Here is a 17,083-nt window from a genome sequence, read left to right as displayed (position 1 = left end):
GTCCGTTAACGCTAACACCCCGATGAAACTTTCTTTTTCGCCCATCGGGAAAGCGCTTACCAAGAAGGGAACCGAGCGAATGCGCTTACGACTGGCCGGCGCGATGGCAGTCCTCGCCCTGACCACGGTGATCAACGGCGTCCCCGCCCAGGCCGCCCCGCCCACGAAGCAGATGGAGGACCTCGACCGCGGCCTGACCAGCGTCCGGTCCGGTTCGGGCAACCTCGTGTCCTGGCGGCTGCTCGGCACCGACCCCGACGGCGTGGCCTTCAACGTGTACCGGGGCTCGACCAGGGTCGCCACGAACCTCACCGCCTCCACCAACTACCTCGACAACGGCGCCGACGCCGACGCCTCGTACACGGTCAGGGCGGTGGTCGGCGGGGCCGAGCAGGCCGCCTCGCCCGCCTCGCTCCGCTTCACCGGCGGCTCGTACCTCGACGTGCCGATCCAGCCGCCGTCGGGCGGCACGACGCCGGACGGGGTCGCCTACACCTACAACGCCAACGACGCCGGCGTGGGCGACGTGGACGGCGACGGCCGGTACGAGATCGTGCTCAAGTGGGACCCGACCAACGCCAAGGACAACTCCCAGTCGGGCTACACCGGCAACGTGTACGTGGACGCGTACCGGCTGGACGGCACCCGCCTGTGGCGCATCGACCTGGGCCGCAACATCCGCGCGGGCGCCCACTACACCCAGTTCCAGGTGTACGACTACGACGGCGACGGCCGGGCCGAGGTCGCGATGAAGACCGCCGACGGCACCAGGGACGGCGTGGGCACCGTCATCGGCAACGCGTCGGCCGACTACCGCAACTCCAGCGGCTACGTCCTGTCCGGCCCCGAGTTCCTGACGATGTTCGACGGTCAGACCGGCGCCGCCAGGTCCACGGTCTCCTACGACCCGCCTCGCGGCACCGTGTCGAGCTGGGGCGACTCATACGGCAACCGGGTGGACCGCTTCCTGGCCGGCACCGCGTACCTGGACGGCGAACGCCCCTCGCTGATCATGGCCCGCGGCTACTACACCCGTTCCGTCATCGCCGCCTGGGACTTCCGCAACGGCACGCTCACCAAGCGCTGGACGTTCGACAGCAACTCGGCGGGCTCGCAGTGGACCGGCCAGGGCAGCCACAGCCTGTCCGTCGGGGACGTCGACCAGGACGGCAGGGACGAGATCGTGTACGGCGCCATGGCCGTCAACGACAACGGCACCGGCATGTGGACCACGGGCACCGGCCACGGCGACGCCCAGCACCTGGGCGACTTCGACCCGGGCAGGGCGGGCCTGGAGTACTTCAAGGTGAGCGAGTCGGGCTCCCAGCCGTCCTCGCTCTACATCGACCCGCGCACCGGCCAGATCCTCTGGTCCACCCCCGCCAACGGCGACAACGGCCGCGGCGTGGCCGGCGACATCTCGACGGTCAGGATCGCCAGTGAGTTCTGGTCCGCCGCCGACGGCAACCTGCGCAGCGTCACCGGCAACAACGCCGGCCGCAAGCCGTCCTCGGTCAACTTCCTCGTCTGGTGGGACGCCGACCCGCTCCGGGAGTTGCTCGACCAGACCAGGATCGACAAGTACGGCACCAGCGCCGACACCCGCCTGCTGACCGCCTCCGGCGTGCACTCCAACAACGGCACCAAGGCCACCCCGTCGCTGTCGGCGGACCTGTTCGGCGACTGGCGCGAAGAGGTCATCTGGCCCACCGGCGACAACCGCGCCCTGCGGATCTACGCCACGACCACGCCCACCGACCGCCGCATCTACACCCTGATGCACGACCCGCTCTACCGGGTGTCGGTCGCGTGGCAGAACACCGCCTACAACCAGCCGCCGCACACGAGCTTCTTCATCGGCGACGGCATGCCCACCCCGCCCAGGCCGAACATCTACGTCCGCTGACGCACTACTGGTCGGTACGGGGAAGGGTGGGTCGGGTGACGGCCGCGGCGTGGGCGGCGCCCCGGCCGTGGGCGCGGGCGACGATCCGGCCCGCCTGGACGCGTACCGCGGCCTCGGTGGCGTCGTCCGCGTCCGGGATCCCGGCGGCCGAGGCTAGGGCGGCGTGCTCGTCGAGGACGAGGTGCAGGCCCGGCCGGGGATCCGGGCCGAACACCCGGCGCAGGCTACCGGCGAGGTCGCCGATCCTGAGCCGTACGAGCCGCCCCAGTTCGGCGGGATCGCCGGTCACCACGGCGACGGTGACCCGATCCTCCGGGCGGGCGGCGCGGACGGCCTCCTCGGCCGCCTCCAGCCGGCCGGTCCCCAGGACGGCGATGACACCGTCGGCGTCGAACCCCGTCCGGCGGCCGGTGAGCTCGTCCGGTAGCTCCGCGGGCGGCTCCCAGACATCCCGGACGGCTCGCGCGGGGGTGACGTAGGGCAGGTGGGGCGGGTCCCACGTGTCGGCGAGGTCGAGGCCGGCCAGGTGCCGGCAGGCGCGGGCCACGTCGAACGGGTCGCCGAAGCCGGGCGTCGTCCCGGCCAGGTGAGCGGCTCCGCTCAGCAGCGTCAGGACCAGCTCGGCCAGCCGTACCCGCCGTGCGTGGCCCGGCGCGCGCGGCTCCAGCGCGAGGGCGAGCAGCAGGGCCTCCAGCCTGCCGAGCTGCCCCAGGGCGGCGCGGCCGGGTTCGTCGTCGAACACCCCGGCCAGCGAGCGCGACTGCAGCCTGCCCGCGGCGGACGTGTCGCCGGTCAGGGGCAGCCGTTCGAGCCACACGCGGGCGAACGCGCCCAGCGCCTCGGCCACGCCGGACGGCGGCGGGCCCTCCTCGGCCGCCGCGGGCCCGATCGAGCCGACCAGGACCGCCAGGTAGAGGGCGCGCTTGCTCGGGAAGTTCGAGTAGACCGCGCCGCGGGTCAGCTCGGCCCGTTCAGCGATCCGGTCGACCTTGGCCTCGGCGTATCCGCGCTCGGCGAACTCCTCCCTCGCCGCCGCCAGCACGGCCGCTCGGGTGCGTTCCTGCTGCTGCGCCCGGGTCAGCCTGACCATCGAGCCACACTCCCAACATTCAGATGTTCACATCATCTGAATAATAGCGCTCTTGACATCGACGCGTACCGGAGGCGACTCTGACTACGTAGTCATGACCCAGGAGCCGCACGTGTCCGACGCCAGGCGAAGGCCCCCGAGCAGCACCGACGTCGCCGCCCTCGCGGGCGTGTCGCAGAAGACGGTCTCGCGGGTGCTCAACGGCGAGCCGTACGTCACCGAGGAGGTCCGCGAGCGGGTGCTGGCCGCGGCGCGCGAGCTCGGCTACCGCCGCAACACCGCGGCCAGGGCGCTCCACCTGGGCCGCTTCCACCGCATCGGGGTCGCCTCGATCGGCAGCTCGCTCTACGGCCCGGCATCGCTGCTCGTCGCCCTGGAGCGGCAGGCCAGACAGATCGGGTACGCGTTCGCGGTCGCCTACGCGGGCGAGGGCGCCGGCGTCACGAGCGCGGTCGAGTCGCTGCTGGCCCAGGGCGTGGACGCCGTCGTGATCTCCGACCCGATCGACGGGGACCGAGACCTGCGCGTCGATGCCGACGTGCCCGTGCTGAGCTTCCGGCCGATCCCCGGGCTCGACGGGCCGCGCGTGGTGGTCGCCGGCCCGTCCGGCGTGGAGGCGGGCAGGCAGGCGACCGAGCACCTGCTCGGCCTGGGGCACGCCACCGTCTGGCACGTCGCGGGGCCGCACCGGTGGCCGGCGGCGCGTGACCGGGCGCGCGGCTGGCGGGAGGCGCTGGCCGCCGCCGGGGCTCCCGAGCCGCCGGCGCCGGAGGGCGACTGGTCCCCGGCCTCCGGGTACACGGCGGGCCGGGCGCTGGCGGCGGACCCGCGGGTCACGGCGGTGTTCGCGGCCAACGACGACATGGCGATCGGCGTGCTGCGCGCCCTGGCCGAGGCCGGTCGCGCGGTGCCGGACGACGTGAGCGTGGTCGGCATGGACGACATCCCGGCGGCGGCGTACCTGTCGCCACCGCTGACCACCATCCGCCAGGACTTCGAGGCGATCGCCCGCCACGGCCTCGCGCTGCTCGCCGCCGAGATCGAACGATCGCCCGGCGAGCCCGGCGAGCCCGCCGACCTGCCCGCGCACCTCGTGGTGCGCCGATCGACCGCACCGCCCGCAAAGTGAGGAAGGGAACCCCTGTGCCGCGAGTACTCTTCGGCGCCGCCTACTACCCCGAATACCACCCCGCCGACCTGCTGAAGACCGACCTGGACCTGATGGCCGACGCGCGCTTCTCGGTGATCCGGGTCGGCGAGTCGGTCTGGTCCACCTGGGAGCCCGAGAACGGCCGCTTCGACCTCGACTGGCTGCAACCGGCGCTGGACGGCGCGCACGAACGCGGCATCGGGGTCATCCTGGGCACGCCGACGTACGCGGTGCCGCCGTGGCTGGCCCGGCTCTACCCGGAGATCGCCGGGGAGCGGGCCACCGGGCAGCGCATCGGGTGGGGCGCCCGGCAGGAGATGGACTTCACGCACCCGGCGTTCCGCTTCCACGCCGAGCGGATCACCCGCAAGGTCGTCGAGCGGTACGCCGGCCACCCGTCGGTCATCGGCTTCCAGGTCGACAACGAGCCGGGCCTGCACCTGCTGCACAACCACGGCGTGTTCCAGCGGTTCGTCGACTGGCTGCGCGAGCGCTACGGCGACGTGGAGACGCTGAACCGGGAGTGGGGCCTGGTCTACTGGTCGCACCGGCTGTCGGACTGGGCCGACCTGTGGCGGCCGGACGGCAACGCCCAGCCGCAGTACACGCAGGCGTGGCGGCGCTTCCAGGCCGATCAGGTGACCGAGTTCATCGGCCGGCAGGCGGACATCGTGCGCGAGTACGCCCGGCCGGAGCAGTTCGTGACCACGTGCATCGCCTACGACCGGCCGGGGGTGGCCGACGACGAGCTGACCCGGCGGCTCGACGTCACCGCGGGCAATCCGTACTACACGATGCAGGACGGCCTCGCGCATCCCGCGCCGCAGGACGCGCCGCAGAGCTGGATGACCAGGAGCACCTGGGCGCTCTACCTCAGCGCGGACCGGATGTTCTCCTCCCGCCAGGAACCGTTCCTGGTGACCGAGACGAACGCGCAGGCCATCGGGCCGTCCTGGGTGAACCAGCCCGCCTACGACGGCCAGTGGCGGCAGGCCGCGTGGGCGCTCGTCTCCCGCGGCGCCTCCATGATCGAGTACTGGCAGTGGCGGACGCTGGTGTCCGGCACGGAGACGTACTGGGGCGGCGTGCTGCCGCACAGCGGGCGGCCGGGGCGCACGTACCGGGAGATCGCCCGGATCGGGGCCGAGCTGGAGACGGCGGGAGAGCTGGTCGAGGGGCTGGTCCCGGACGCGGACGTCGCGATGCTCTACTCCACGCCGAGCAAGTGGGCGCTGAGCGCCCAGCCCGCGCTCGGGCGGCCGGACGGCGGGCCGGACGAGCGCTCCTACCAGGGCATCTTCGAGCCGTTCTACCGTGGCGCGTTCGACGCCGGCTGCCAGGTGCGGGTGGTGCACGCCGCCCAGGCCGTCGCCGAGGAGCCGGCCGCGCTGGCCGCCCGGCATCCGGTGCTGGTGGCCGCCGGGCTGTACGTGGCCGACGACGCCACGCTGGACTGGCTGACGGCGTACGCGGCGGCCGGCGGGCACCTGGTGGTCGGCCCGCGCACCGGCTACGCCGACGCCGAGGCCCGGGCCCGCAGGGACGTCCAGCCGGGCAGGCTGGCCGACGCCGCGGGCGCCTGGTACGACGAGTTCAGCAACCTGTCCGAGGACGTGCCGGTCAGGGGTGCGGCGTTCCCGGAGGACGCGGCGGGCACCCGGTGGGCGGACGGCCTGCAGGCGGACGGGGCGGAGGTGCTGGCCGGCTACGAACACCCGCACTTCGGGCGGTTCGCGGCGATCACCACCCGCGCGCACAGGCGGGGGCGGATCACCTATGTCGGCACCGTGCCCAACGCGGCCCTGGCCGAGGCTCTGTTCCGCCGGCTGGTGCCGTCGCCCGGCCCCTGGTCGGAGCTGCCGCCCGGGGTCACCTCGACCGGCGCCACCGCGCGCGACGGGCAGCGGGTTCGTTTCCTGCACAACTGGGCGTGGGAGCCCGCGTCGGTGCGGGTACCGGTCCCGGTACGAGATGTGCTCGACGGCTCCGCCCACGAGGCCGGCGCCGAGTTGCCGCTGGGGCCGTGGGACGTGCGGGTGCTGTCGGAGACGGCAGGCGGCGACGTACGCTGATCTTGCGCCCGTACGGCCAGGAAGGAAACGCATGGCGGTCAACGTCACTGTCTGGAGCGAGAACTATCACGAGCCGCGCGAGGAGGCGGTACGCCGCATCTATCCCGACGGCATGCACGGCGCCATCGCGGAGGGGCTGACCGAGCTGCTGGGTGAGCGCGTGAGCACGCGTACCGCCGTGCTCGACGAGCCCGAGCACGGCCTGACCGACGCGGTCCTGGCCGGCACCGACGTGCTGACCTGGTGGGGCCACATGGCGCACGAGGAGGTCGACGACAAGGTCGTGGAACGCGTGCGTCGGCGCGTGCTGGGCGGCATGGGCCTGCTGGTGCTGCACTCGGCCCACTACTCCAAGATCTTCCGTGCGCTGATGGGCTCCACCTGCACGATCAACTGGCGCGACGCCGGCGAGCGCGAGCTGGTCTGGACGGTCGCGCCCGGCCACCCGATCGCGCAGGGCGTGCCCCGTCCGCTGGTCATCGAGCAGCAGGAGACGTACGGCGAGCCGTTCGGCATCCCGGAGCCCGACGAGCTGGTGTTCATCAGCAACTTCAGCGGCGGCGAGGTGTTCCGCAGCGGCTGCTGCTTCCGCAGGGGCCTGGGCAAGATCTTCTACTTCAGCCCCGGCGACCAGGAATATCCCGTCTACCACCACCCCGGCGTGCGGCGGGTGCTCGCCAACGCCGTCCTGTGGGCCGCGCCGGCGGACGGCGTGGGCGAGCCGCTCCAGAACGCCCACACCCCCATCCAGTGGTAGGAGGCCCGGTGGTAGAAGGCCCGGTGACCTTCGACATCGTCAAGGAGGACCGGCCGCTGCGCGGCGTGGTGGTCGGCGCGGGCTACATCGGCGGCCAGTGGGCGCCCGAGCTGCTCGCCCACCCCGGCACCGAGCTGGTGGGCTGGGTGGACGTGGTGGAGGAGCGCGCCCGGGCCGCCGGGGCCGAGCTCGGACTCGACGACCTGCCCGTCAGCGACTCGCTGACCGCCGTGCTCGACGGCGAGGAGCCCGACTTCATCGTCAACTGCACCGTCCCCCAGGCCCACCACGACGTGACGGTCACGGCGCTGCGGCGCGGGGTGTCGGTGCTGAGCGAGAAGCCCATGGCGGTCACCCTGGACGAGGCCCGCTCGATGGTCCGGGCGGCCGACGAGGCGGGGCGGCTGTTCGCGGTCAACCAGAACCGCCGGTTCATGCAGACAATGGTGGCCTTCCGGCGAACGGTGGCCGACCTGGGGCCGCTGGGGGTGCTGACCTCGGAGTTCTTCATGCCCTACCGTGGGCCGGAGTTCCTGGGGACGCTGGAGCATCCGCTGTTACAGGACATGGCGATCCATCTGTTCGACGCGGCGCGGGCGGTGTCGGGTACGGATCCCGTGTCCGTCTACTGCGAGTCGTTCCGGCCGTCGTGGACGTGGTATCCGGGGGCGTGCTCGGCGACCGCGATCTTCGAGATGACCGGCGGGCTGCGCTACACGTTCGCCGGGAGCTGGTCGGCGCCGGGCCAGGCGACGTCCTGGACGGGCAGCTGGCGGGCTGCCGGTCCCCGGGGGACGGCGCGCTGGGACGGCAAGGGTGATCCGACGGCCGAGGCGGCCGAGGGGCACGTGGTGCGGCCGCACCCGCCGGAGGCCGACGCCTTCCCCGGCCGGCGGCGTTTCCAGGGGCTGGCCGAGGGGCTGGAGGAGTTCGTGACGGGGCTGCGTACGGGGCAGGCGCCGCAGGGCGAGTGCCACGACAACATCCGCAGCCTGGCCATGGTCACCGCGGCCCTGGAGTCGGCCCGCACGGGTGCGCGGGTGCCGATCACGCTCTGACGCCCGGGGGGCCGCGCCTCGGCGCGGCCCCCGCTAGGATGGGAGGGCGTTGCCGGGCGCGTCCAGTCCGCGGGGAAGGGATCATCCCACTGGCGGCACACTCCATGTGGTCGACGGACCTCGGCCCGAGTACGCGGACCCGGGCAGCCGGAGGTTCGCCGTGTCCGATCTTCCCCAGCGCCCTTCGCTGGAGCATCTGCGCAAGCAGGCCAAACACCGCAAGCGTGCCCGAGGCGTCCCGCTGAGCCGGGCGCAGTTCGAGCTGGCCCGCGAGTACGGCTTCCCGAGCTGGCCGAAGCTGGTCGAGCACGTACGCGTCGCCGCCCTGGAGGGCGTCGAGCGGGCGCTCGTCCTGGCCGATCCGGCCGCGCTGGCGGCGTTCCTCCCGGCCGGTGAGCCGGTCGGCGGCCTCCCGCCGCTGCTGGTGCTGCTGCGGCGGGCCGTCGCCCCCGCCGAGCAGGTACGCGAGTGCGCCCGGCTCCTGCTGGACGCCGGCGCCGACCCCGGCAGCCACACCGTGGAGTGGGGCGGCGAGGGCAGGCGGACGGCGCTGTTCGACGCCGTGGAGCGGGGTGACCTGGCCCTGGCCCGGCTCCTCGTCGAGCGTGGCGCGCCCGCGGACGAGGACGCCTTCTACCACGCGTGCGAGCAGTCGGACCCGGCCTTCCTCGATCTCCTCCACCGGCCCGGCTTCGAGCGCATGGTGGCGCACAAGCTGGACTTCGAGGACGCAGTGGGGCTGCGCTGGTTCCTCGACCGCGGCGCCGACGTGAACGCCTGCGGCGCCCTGCACCACGCCATCGCCCGCGGCCGGGGCGCCACCATCCTGACGATGCTCCTCGATGCCGGGGCCGACGTGAACCTGCCGTGGGACCGCTGGGACGTCGGCCGCCGCCCCCTCGCGCTGGCCGCCCGCTGCGGCCACCTGGCCGCGTACGAGCTGCTGGCCGCGCGGGGCGCGACGGCCGACCTGGACCCGGTGGACGCCGCCGTCCTGGCGGTGGCCCGGGGCGAGTCGGCACGCCTGCCCGCCGCGCCGCCGCCGGCTCTCGGCAACCCGGCGGACACCGGGGACTACGGCTGGGCGCTGGGCCAGTTCGCCCTGCTGGGCCGTACCGACGTGGTGAGGGCCCTGCTGGACGCCGGGATGGCGGTGGACACGCGCGGCTGGAGCAACTTCACGCCGCTCGACCAGGCCGCCATGCACGGCCGCACGGCGACCGTGCGGCTGCTCATCGAGCGCGGCGCCGATCTGGACGACCGCGCCTTCGACGACGAGGGCCCGACCCCGCTGGACTGCGCGCTGTGGGGGCTGCGCCACAACCGCGCGGAGGACGGCGACTACCTCGGCACCGTGGAGGCCCTCCTGGAGGCGGGCGCCCCCACCCGCCTGGGCCCGCCCACGGGCGACCCGGCCATCGACTCCCTCTTTCCAACAGGGTCAGCCCAGCTTGAGCAGTAGCTCGGCGAGCTCGACCGGCATGGTGATCATGCAGTCGTGGCCGGTCGCCAGTTCCCACACCTGCGCCGGGGTGCCGTTGGGCTGCGTCTCGGGGACGGGCCGGCGGGTGATGCCGTCCGGCTTGCCGACGGTGCAGTGGATGTGGGTCCGCGGGATCGCGTTCACGGCCGGGTTGTCCAGCCGGACCGGCTGCCGGAGGGAGCGCACCGGCTGATCCGACAGCATCGTGCGCAGCCAGGCGACGTCCGCGGGGTCGGTGACCCCGAACAGCCCCGCGGGCGGCGGCAGCTCGGGCAGCGGCGGAACCCGCCAGCCGCTGCCGGACTGCGCGGCCCGGTCGATCAGGGCCCGGGTCATGGGTTGGACGTCGGCCGCGCTCTCACCGTCCTCCGGGACCATCGCGTCGAGGTAGACCAGGTGTGCGATCCGATCGGGGACCTGGTTGGCGGCGGACGAGATGACCAGCCCCGCGTAGCTGTGTCCCACGAGTATCACCTCGGTGAGGTCCTCCTCGAGGATCAGCCCGACGATGTCGCCGACGTGCGTGTCCAGCCCGACCTCGGGGCTGAGCAGATGCGCCTGGTCGCCGTGGCCGGTCAACGACGGCGCGGCCACCCGGTGTCCGGCCGACTCCAGCAACGGGACGACCCGCTCCCAGCACTGTCCGCTGTGCCAGGCACCGTGTACCAGCAAATATGTTGTCATGGTCCGCCAGGCTGCCGACCAGGCCCGGACGGAGCCAGAGCCCCCGCGATCCTGGGGGTGACAGGACCAGGCAGGCAGGCGGTCGCGCGGAATACAGTGCGGAGATGAGCGAATCGAACCTGCTGGGTGATTACGTGCGCGCGCGCCGCGAGCTCGTCACTCCCGAACAGGTCGGCATCTCCGTTTCGGGGGTGCGGCGTGTGCCGGGCCTGCGCCGGGAAGAGGTCGCGATGCTCGCCGGCATCAGCGCCGACTACTACCTGCGCCTGGAGCAGGGCCGCGACCGCAACCCCTCCGCGCAGGTCCTCGAGGCCCTCGCCCGCGTGCTGCGGCTCGACGACGACGCGACGGCGTACCTGCTGCGCCTCGGCGCCGGCCAACCCCGGCGGCGCCGGCGGCGGCCCAGGAAGGAGACCGTCCCTCCGGGCGTCGCCCGGCTCGTCGCCATGCTGCCGCTGCCCGCGTACGTCGAGGGCCGCTACTTCGACGTCCTCGCCGCCAACGCGCTGGCCACCGCTCTGTCGCCGCGCCTCGTGGCGGGCGCCAACCGCCTGCGGGACTTGTTCCTCGACCCCGCCGAGCAGGCGCTCTACCCGGACTGGGAGAACGCCGCCGCGGGCATGGTCGCCGGCTTCCGTGAGTCCGTCGGCACCGACACGGACGACCCCCGATGCATCGAGCTCGTCGGCGAGCTCTCCCTCGCCAGCCCCCGCTTCAGCCGGCTCTGGGCCCGGCACGACGTGGAGGCGTGCGAAGGCGCGGCCAAGCACATCGATCACCCGCAGGTCGGTGGCCTGCGGCTGAACCGGGAGCGGCTGGGCGTCGGCGGCGCTCCAGGCCAGACGCTCGTCGTCTACCACCCGGACCCCGGCACTGACAACGCCGACAAACTCGCCCTTCTCGCCTCGGCCACCCCCATACGAACGGGGAGAGCAATCGATTTCCCTGAAGATCCGCTCGCCGCGCGAGGGGTGAAAGATACTGCAAAGAACCATATGAGGTGACGAATCCCACGGCCCCCAGCACGTAGAGTGACGATTCTGGAGAGGGGTCTGGGGCGAGGCACGATCGGGATGGTGTGGGACGACGCGCCGTACCCGATGCTGACGGTCGATAGCGCCGGCATCATCGAGCGGGCGAACGAGGCGGCCCGGCTGCTTCTCGCCGGCGCGGCCGTCGGCGTGCCGCTGGCGCGGGTGGCCCCGGCCTGGCTGTCGCAGGCCCATCGTGAGGTCTGCGCCGGGCGCCATGTCGATCAGCGGGCAGGTCAGCGGGCGCGCGGGCCGGTGGGCGGGCCGGTGTTCGAGGCGCATCCGGTGCACACCGACCGCGATCGGGTCACGTGGTGGCTGGTCGACGTGGACGATCACCAGCGGGCCGTCGAGGAGCTGCGCGCCGAGCGGGAGTGGACCGCGTTCATGGTGGAGGCGTCCGTCGAGCTGCTGTCGTCGCTGAACATGGAGCGTTGCCTGGAGGCGACCGCGCGCCTGGCCGCCCGGCGGCTCGCCGACGCCGCGCTGGTCGTCATGCCGCTGGCCCCGCGCCAGTACACGATCGTCTACTGCGATCCGGAGGGCGAGGTGTCCCGCGAGCGCGCGTCCGTCGATCCCCGTACGCTCCCGGGGCTCGCCGAGGCGCTGCAGGGCTTTCCTCCGGCGCCCGTCCGGTGGGTCGAGCCGGCCGAGGCGCCCGGCTGGGTGCTGCGCGACCGGGGCGGCGAGGTGGGCTCCGTGGCGGTGACCGCGCTGCCGGGCCATGGCCTGGCAGCGGGCGCGCTGGTGCTGCTGCGGCGTACCCCTCAGGCCGGTTTCTCGGACGCCGAGGAGGTGTTCGCGCCGCTGTTCACCGCGTGGGCCGGCGCGGCGATCTCGGTCGCGCGGCTGTACGCCGAGCAGGCGGCCATCGCCGAGACCCTGATGGCCGACCTGCTGCCGCCCACGGCGCCGCCGCTCGAGGGCGTGGAGCTGGCGGCCCGCTACCGGCCCGCGGGCGACAGCGAACGCGTCGGCGGCGACTTCTACGACGTGCATCCCGTCGGCGGCTCCGGCCGGGAGTCGCTGGTGGTGCTCGGCGACGTGTCCGGCAAGGGCCTGGAGGCCGCCGTGCTCACCGGCAGGATCCGCAACATCCTGCGCGCCCTGGTGCCGCTGGCCGACGACCACCATCGGGTGCTCGAACTGCTGAACGGCGCGCTGCTCACCCACGGGGATCCGACGAGCTTCGTCACGCTCGTCCTGGCCTCGATCTCGCGCCGCGCGAACCAGGTCGTGGTGCGGCTGACCAGCGCCGGGCATCCGCCGCCGCTGATCCTGCGCAACGACGGCCGCGTGGAGCCGGTCCACGCCGCCGGCACGCTGATCGGCCTGGTGGACCACATCACCAGCGTCACCGAGCCGGTGCTGCTGGAGCCCGGCGAGACGTGCCTGCTCTACAGCGACGGCATCGTCGAGGCCAGGGGCGGCCCGCTTGGCGACGAGTTCTTCGGCGAGGAGCGGCTGTGCGAGCAGCTCCGGCAGTGCGCCGGCATGCCCCCCGAAGCCCTGGCCGACCGCGTCCAGATGCTGGCCTGCCAGTGGGTCGGCGCCGGCGAGCACGACGACATGGCGGTCGTCGCCATCACCGCGCCCCGCGAGCCCTCTCACGGCGCGCCGCCATGACCCACGACGTCGAGGAATGTGTCGAGACGTTGTGGGCGGCGGCGACGGCCGGGGACGAGTTCGCCGCCGCCGACGCGGCGCTGGCCGCGCTCGACGCCGGGATGCCGATGGAGACCCTGCTGCTGGACGTCGTCGCCGCGGTGCAGTCGCGCGTCGGCCTGGAATGGGTGGCCGACCGCCTCACGGTCGCCCAGGAGCACACCGTCACGGCCGTCAACGAGCGCGTTCTCGCGACGCTGGCCCATCTGCCCTCCGCACCGCGGAGTCAGGAGCCGGGCAGGGGCCGCATCACGGTGGCCTGCGTCCACGGCGAGTGGCACGCGTTCCCGGCGCGGCTGCTGGCCGAGGTGCTGCGCCTGCGCGGCTGGCACGTCGACTACCTGGGCGCGCAGGTGCCCACGCCGCACCTGGTCGCGCACCTGCACCGGACGAATCCGGACGCGGTGGCGCTGTCCGGCTCGCTCGCGCCCCGGCTGCCCCCCGCCCACGCGGCCATCACGTCGTGCCAGGCGGTGGGTACGCCGGTGCTGGCCGGCGGCGCCGCCTTCGGCCCGGACGGTCGCTATGCCCGGCTGCTCGGAGCCGACGCCTGGGCTCCCGACGCGTGTGCCGCCGCCGACCTCCTGGCCGGCGGTCCGCCGCCGTGCCGCCCCGCGTCCGGCCGGAGCGCCGAGGGCCGACCGCACCTGGCCGGGCCCGAGTACGCCGACCTCACCGGGTCCGCCGCGGATCTGGTGAGAGGCGTCGCGGAAGAGCTGACCCGGCGCCTCCCCGAGCTGGCGCCGGCCTACGCGGAGCGCAGGCTCGGACATCCCGCCGAGGACGTCGCGTCCATCATCGACCACCTGCGGGCCGCCCTGTACGTCGACGACCCCGAGCTGTTCTCCTCCTTCGCGGGCTGGATGGCGGACGTCCTCACGGCGCGGGGCATCCCGGCGCGGGTGCTGCTCCCCGTCCTGGAGGCGCTGGCCGAGCGCCTTCCCGGCTCCCCCCGCGCCCTCGTCATGCTGGAGGGGGCGCGCGACGTGGCGCGTCGGTAGCGCCGTCCGGGAGGAATGACGGGGCTTCGTCCCTAGTTCTTGATGCCCGTCAGGGTGACCCCCTCGATGAAGTAGCGCTGCATGAAGAAGAACAGCGCGATGATCGGCGCGATGATGGCCGCCGAGGCCGCCATGAGGTAGCCCCACTGGGTGATGTACATGCTCTGGAACGACGCCAGCCCCAGCGACAGCGTGTAGTTCTCCTCGTTCTGCAGGTACAGCAGCGGCCCGAGGAAGTCGTTCCAGGTGCCGATGAACGTGAAGATGGTCACCACGATGATCGCGGGTTTGGACAGCGGCATGATGATCGTCCAGAACACCCGCCACGGCGAGGCCCCGTCGATGTAGGCGGCCTCGTCCAGCTCGAACGGGATCGTCAGGAAGAACTGCCGCAGCAGGAAGATGTTGAACACTCCCCCGCCCGCCCCGGCGAACCAGCTCGGGACCGTGAGCGGCGCGATGGTGTCGATCGCGTCCAGCTGCTGCCACATGACGAACGTCGGGATGAGCGTCACCGCGTACGGCAGCATCACGCCGCTGAGCAGCAGCGCGAACACCACGTTGCGCCCCCGCCAGCGCAGCCTGGAGAAGCTGAAGGCCGCCACCGCGCAGGTCAGCACGGTGCCCAGGACGCTGATGACGGCGATGACCACCGTGTTGAGGAAGTAGCGGGCGAACGGCTGGGTGGTGAGGGACTCGCTGAAGTTCGACCACTGGAACGGCGAGGGGATCCACTGGGGCGGCGAGACGAACATCTGCGCGTCCTGCATGAGCGCGCTGCGCACCAGCCAGACGAACGGCAGCAGGGTCGGGATCGACCCCGCCACCAGCGCCACGTAGAGCAGGATCCGGCCGTACCTGCGCGGTTTGCGCAGCCCCTGGGTCGGGGCCACGCCGCGCACGGTGGTCTTGTCCGGTGTCGCCAGGGCGGTCATCGCGCGCCTGCCATCTCGTAGTAGACCCAGCGGCGGGCGTTTCTGAACATGAGGAACGTGACCACCATAATGATCATGAACAGGGTCCAGGCGAGGGCGCTGGCGTAGCCCATCTCGCTCTCGGTGAACGCCTTGCGGAACAGGTAGTAGACGTAGAAGAGCGTGGCGTGGTTGGGACCGCCCTCGGTCATCACGTACGCCTGGTTGAACACCTGGAAGGTGCCGACCACGCCGACCACCAGGTTGTAGAAGATGGTCGGCGTCATCATCGGCAGCGTCACGTGCCAGAAACGCCGCCACGCGCCGCCGCCGTCGATCGAGACGGCCTCGTACAGGTGCCTCGGCACGCCCTGCAGCCCCGCCAGGAAGATCACCATGGTGTTGCCGAAGCCCCACGTGCTCATGATGATCATCGAGGGCACCGCGGTCGACTCGGCGTAGATCCACTGCGAACCCGGCAGGCCTCCCTGCCGGAGCAGGGAGTTCAGCAGGCCGAAGTCCGGGTTGAAGATCCAGATCCACAGGACGACGTTGGCGATGGCGGGGACGAGCGTCGGCAGGTAGAAGATCGTCCGCCAGACGGCCAGGCCGCGCACCTTCTGGTTGAGCAGCATGGCCACGGCGAAGCTGACGATCAGCACCAGCGGCACCGCGCCGAGCGTGTAGTACGTGGTGGTGGACAGCGACTTCCAGAACAGCTCGTCCTGGACCATGGTGGCGTAGTTGTCCAGGCCGACGAAGTTCGGGCTGGCGCCGATCGTCCAGTCGGTCAGGCTGAAGTACGCCGACGCCACCATGGGCCCGATCGTGAAGATGACGAACCCGAGGATGGCGGGCAGCGCCATCAGGATGCCCCATCGTGTTTCGAGGCGGCGCATCACAGCTCCTGGGAGTGCTGCCAGCCCTGGAGCATGCTGGAGATCTTCGGCGCGACGGCCTTGAGGATCTCGGCGGCCGGGCGCTTGCCGGTCTCGAGCTCCTGGAGGGCGGGGGTGAGCACGTCGCTGGAGATGGTGGACATGTTCTTGACGCGGTTGCCGAACGTGGGCACGCCGTGGTCGCGCGCGTAGTCCACCACGGCCGTGCGGAACTCCGGCGGGTGGAGCTCGTTCTTGGTCCAGGAGTCGATGGAGGCCTGGTCCTCGTAGTACTTCTTCTCCTGGGGCATCCACAGGCCCTTGGCGAACAGGTCGACGTAGCGCGGGTCGTTGTGGAAGGCGAACAGCTCGACCGCCTCCTGCTCGTGCTTGGACCCCGCGAACACCGCCGAGGCGCCCGCCACCTGGGAGGAGGTGAACGGCTCCTTGTACTTGGGCAGCACGCCGATGCCGTAGTCGACCTTGCTCTCGTTCATGTCGAGCAGGCTCCAGTGACCGTCCACCACCATCGCCACCCGCTTGGTCTTGAGCAGGATGTTGGTGCCGGGCACGTCGTCGCCGGTCGCGGCCAGCTGGCCCGGGCCGGGGGCGACGCGGTGCTTGTAGATGAGGTCCTGCAGGTTCTGGAACACCTGGATCGCCTCAGGGGTGTCGAGCAGGCACTTCTTGCCGGCCTCGTCGGCGAAGTCGACGCCGTTGCTGCGCAGGAACCCGTACCAGGCGGCGCCGTAGGTGATGCTGCTGGAGATGCCGAACTGCTTGATCTGCTTGGGGTCGAAGCCCGACTCGTCCGGGTGCTTGCCGTTCTGGTCGATCGTCAGCTTGTAGGCGTTCTCGACGAGCTGGTCCCACGTCCACGCGGAGGCGGCGTCGGCGGGCGGCGTCACCCCGGCGGCGGCGACGGCGGACTTGCTGTACCACAGCAGCTCGATCTCGTTCGCGGTCGCGACACCGTGCAGGTTGTCCTGGCCGCTCCACAGGTACGCGTCCGGCAGGTATCCGGCCAGCTGCGGATATTTCTTCAAATAGGGGAACAGGTTGACCAGCTTGCCCTGCTGGCCCAGCCGGTACGACATCGCCAGCGGCACGTACCCGGCGTCCGGGAGCCGGTTACTGGCCACGAGCGTGTTGAGCTTCACGTCGTACTCGTCGGGCGTGTAGAGCGGCTTGACCGTCACCCCCGCGTGCTTCTGCTCGTACTGCTTGAGCATCCGCTCGACAGCCGCCTTCTCGAACGTCGAACCCCAGTACATGAACTGGAGCTGCACGTTCTTGCCGCCCGAGCCGGAGCCCGAGCCGCCGCCGCAGGCCGCGGCCGCGGTGCCGAGGGCGGCGAGCCCGCCCAGCTTCAACAGGTCGCGTCTTCTCATCCG

Annotated in this window: 14 protein-coding genes; 9 read left to right on the top strand and 5 right to left on the bottom strand. The window is 72.2% G+C overall.

The window, feature by feature from the left end; translation table 11 throughout:
• Positions 1 to 79: 79 nt before the first annotated feature.
• Positions 80 to 1,906 carry a rhamnogalacturonan lyase gene (locus AB0L65_RS42765; protein WP_364258230.1) on the top strand — a complete coding sequence of 609 codons (1,827 nt, stop codon included), beginning with the start codon at positions 80 to 82 and terminating at the stop codon, positions 1,904 to 1,906.
• A 4-nt stretch (positions 1,907 to 1,910) separates the two neighbouring features.
• On the opposite strand, the gene AB0L65_RS42760 is transcribed toward AB0L65_RS42765, so the two are convergent.
• Complete coding sequence (locus AB0L65_RS42760) at positions 1,911 to 2,996, bottom strand: helix-turn-helix domain-containing protein (protein WP_364258227.1); 1,086 nt, start codon at positions 2,994 to 2,996, stop codon at positions 1,911 to 1,913.
• 94 nt (positions 2,997 to 3,090) lie between these two features.
• On the opposite strand from AB0L65_RS42760, the gene AB0L65_RS42755 reads away from it, so the two are divergent.
• The 5 genes from AB0L65_RS42755 (at position 3,091) to AB0L65_RS42735 (ending at position 9,495) form a co-directional block, all read left to right on the top strand.
• Entirely contained in the window at positions 3,091 to 4,125 is a 1,035-nt protein-coding gene (locus AB0L65_RS42755) for a LacI family DNA-binding transcriptional regulator (RefSeq protein WP_364258224.1), read from the top strand.
• Between the two features lie 14 nt (positions 4,126 to 4,139).
• Complete coding sequence (locus AB0L65_RS42750) at positions 4,140 to 6,218, top strand: beta-galactosidase (protein ID WP_364258221.1); 2,079 nt, start codon at positions 4,140 to 4,142, stop codon at positions 6,216 to 6,218.
• Positions 6,219 to 6,249: 31 nt separating this feature from the next.
• The gene (locus AB0L65_RS42745) at positions 6,250 to 6,975 is read left to right on the top strand and encodes a ThuA domain-containing protein (protein WP_350736561.1); all 726 of its coding nucleotides are present in this window, start codon (positions 6,250 to 6,252) and stop codon (positions 6,973 to 6,975) included.
• A 23-nt stretch (positions 6,976 to 6,998) separates the two neighbouring features.
• Positions 6,999 to 8,033 (top strand): Gfo/Idh/MocA family oxidoreductase, encoded by a 1,035-nt coding sequence (locus AB0L65_RS42740; protein WP_364258218.1) that lies wholly within the window; start codon positions 6,999 to 7,001, stop codon positions 8,031 to 8,033.
• A gap of 160 nt (positions 8,034 to 8,193) precedes the next feature.
• A complete protein-coding gene (locus tag AB0L65_RS42735; protein ID WP_364258215.1) occupies positions 8,194 to 9,495 on the top strand; it encodes an ankyrin repeat domain-containing protein in 1,302 nt (433 codons plus the stop codon).
• Here the strand turns inward: AB0L65_RS42735 and AB0L65_RS42730 are convergent.
• Positions 9,475 to 10,200 (bottom strand): alpha/beta hydrolase, encoded by a 726-nt coding sequence (locus AB0L65_RS42730; RefSeq protein ID WP_364258212.1) that lies wholly within the window; start codon positions 10,198 to 10,200, stop codon positions 9,475 to 9,477. The two genes, AB0L65_RS42735 and AB0L65_RS42730, sit on opposite strands and share 21 nt — an antisense overlap.
• A gap of 104 nt (positions 10,201 to 10,304) precedes the next feature.
• Between AB0L65_RS42730 and AB0L65_RS42725 the strand changes: the two genes are divergently transcribed.
• The 3 genes from AB0L65_RS42725 to AB0L65_RS42715 are packed head-to-tail and all read left to right on the top strand — an operon-like array spanning position 10,305 to position 13,897.
• A complete protein-coding gene (locus AB0L65_RS42725) occupies positions 10,305 to 11,204 on the top strand; it encodes a helix-turn-helix transcriptional regulator (protein WP_364258210.1) in 900 nt (299 codons plus the stop codon).
• Positions 11,205 to 11,231: 27 nt separating this feature from the next.
• Positions 11,232 to 12,857: a PP2C family protein-serine/threonine phosphatase gene (locus tag AB0L65_RS42720; RefSeq protein ID WP_364258207.1), complete on the top strand. Its 1,626-nt coding sequence runs from the start codon at positions 11,232 to 11,234 to the stop codon at positions 12,855 to 12,857.
• Positions 12,854 to 13,897 (top strand): cobalamin-dependent protein, encoded by a 1,044-nt coding sequence (locus AB0L65_RS42715; protein WP_364258204.1) that lies wholly within the window; start codon positions 12,854 to 12,856, stop codon positions 13,895 to 13,897. Before AB0L65_RS42720 ends, AB0L65_RS42715 begins: the two co-directional genes overlap by 4 nt.
• Positions 13,898 to 13,929: 32 nt before the next feature.
• On the opposite strand, the gene AB0L65_RS42710 is transcribed toward AB0L65_RS42715, so the two are convergent.
• Genes AB0L65_RS42710 through AB0L65_RS42700 form a run of 3 tightly spaced genes read right to left on the bottom strand, consistent with a single transcriptional unit; the run spans position 13,930 to position 17,080 of the window.
• Positions 13,930 to 14,832, bottom strand: coding sequence for a carbohydrate ABC transporter permease (locus AB0L65_RS42710; protein ID WP_364258201.1), 903 nt, complete (start codon positions 14,830 to 14,832; stop codon positions 13,930 to 13,932).
• Complete coding sequence (locus AB0L65_RS42705) at positions 14,829 to 15,710, bottom strand: sugar ABC transporter permease (protein ID WP_363980023.1); 882 nt, start codon at positions 15,708 to 15,710, stop codon at positions 14,829 to 14,831. The genes AB0L65_RS42710 and AB0L65_RS42705 overlap by 4 nt, the downstream gene beginning before the upstream one ends.
• On the bottom strand, positions 15,710 to 17,080 hold the full coding sequence (locus AB0L65_RS42700) for an extracellular solute-binding protein (protein WP_355210488.1): 1,371 nt from the start codon (positions 17,078 to 17,080) through the stop codon (positions 15,710 to 15,712). Before AB0L65_RS42700 ends, AB0L65_RS42705 begins: the two co-directional genes overlap by 1 nt.
• Between the last annotated feature and the right edge of the window lie 3 nt (positions 17,081 to 17,083).

The sequence above is a fragment of the Nonomuraea sp. NPDC052116 genome (assembly GCF_040680035.1).
GTDB classification, from domain to species: Bacteria; Actinomycetota; Actinomycetes; order Streptosporangiales; family Streptosporangiaceae; genus Nonomuraea; species Nonomuraea angiospora_A.
Note: the sequence above shows the minus strand (reverse complement) of the source record. Positions and strands in the feature narration are given on the sequence as shown.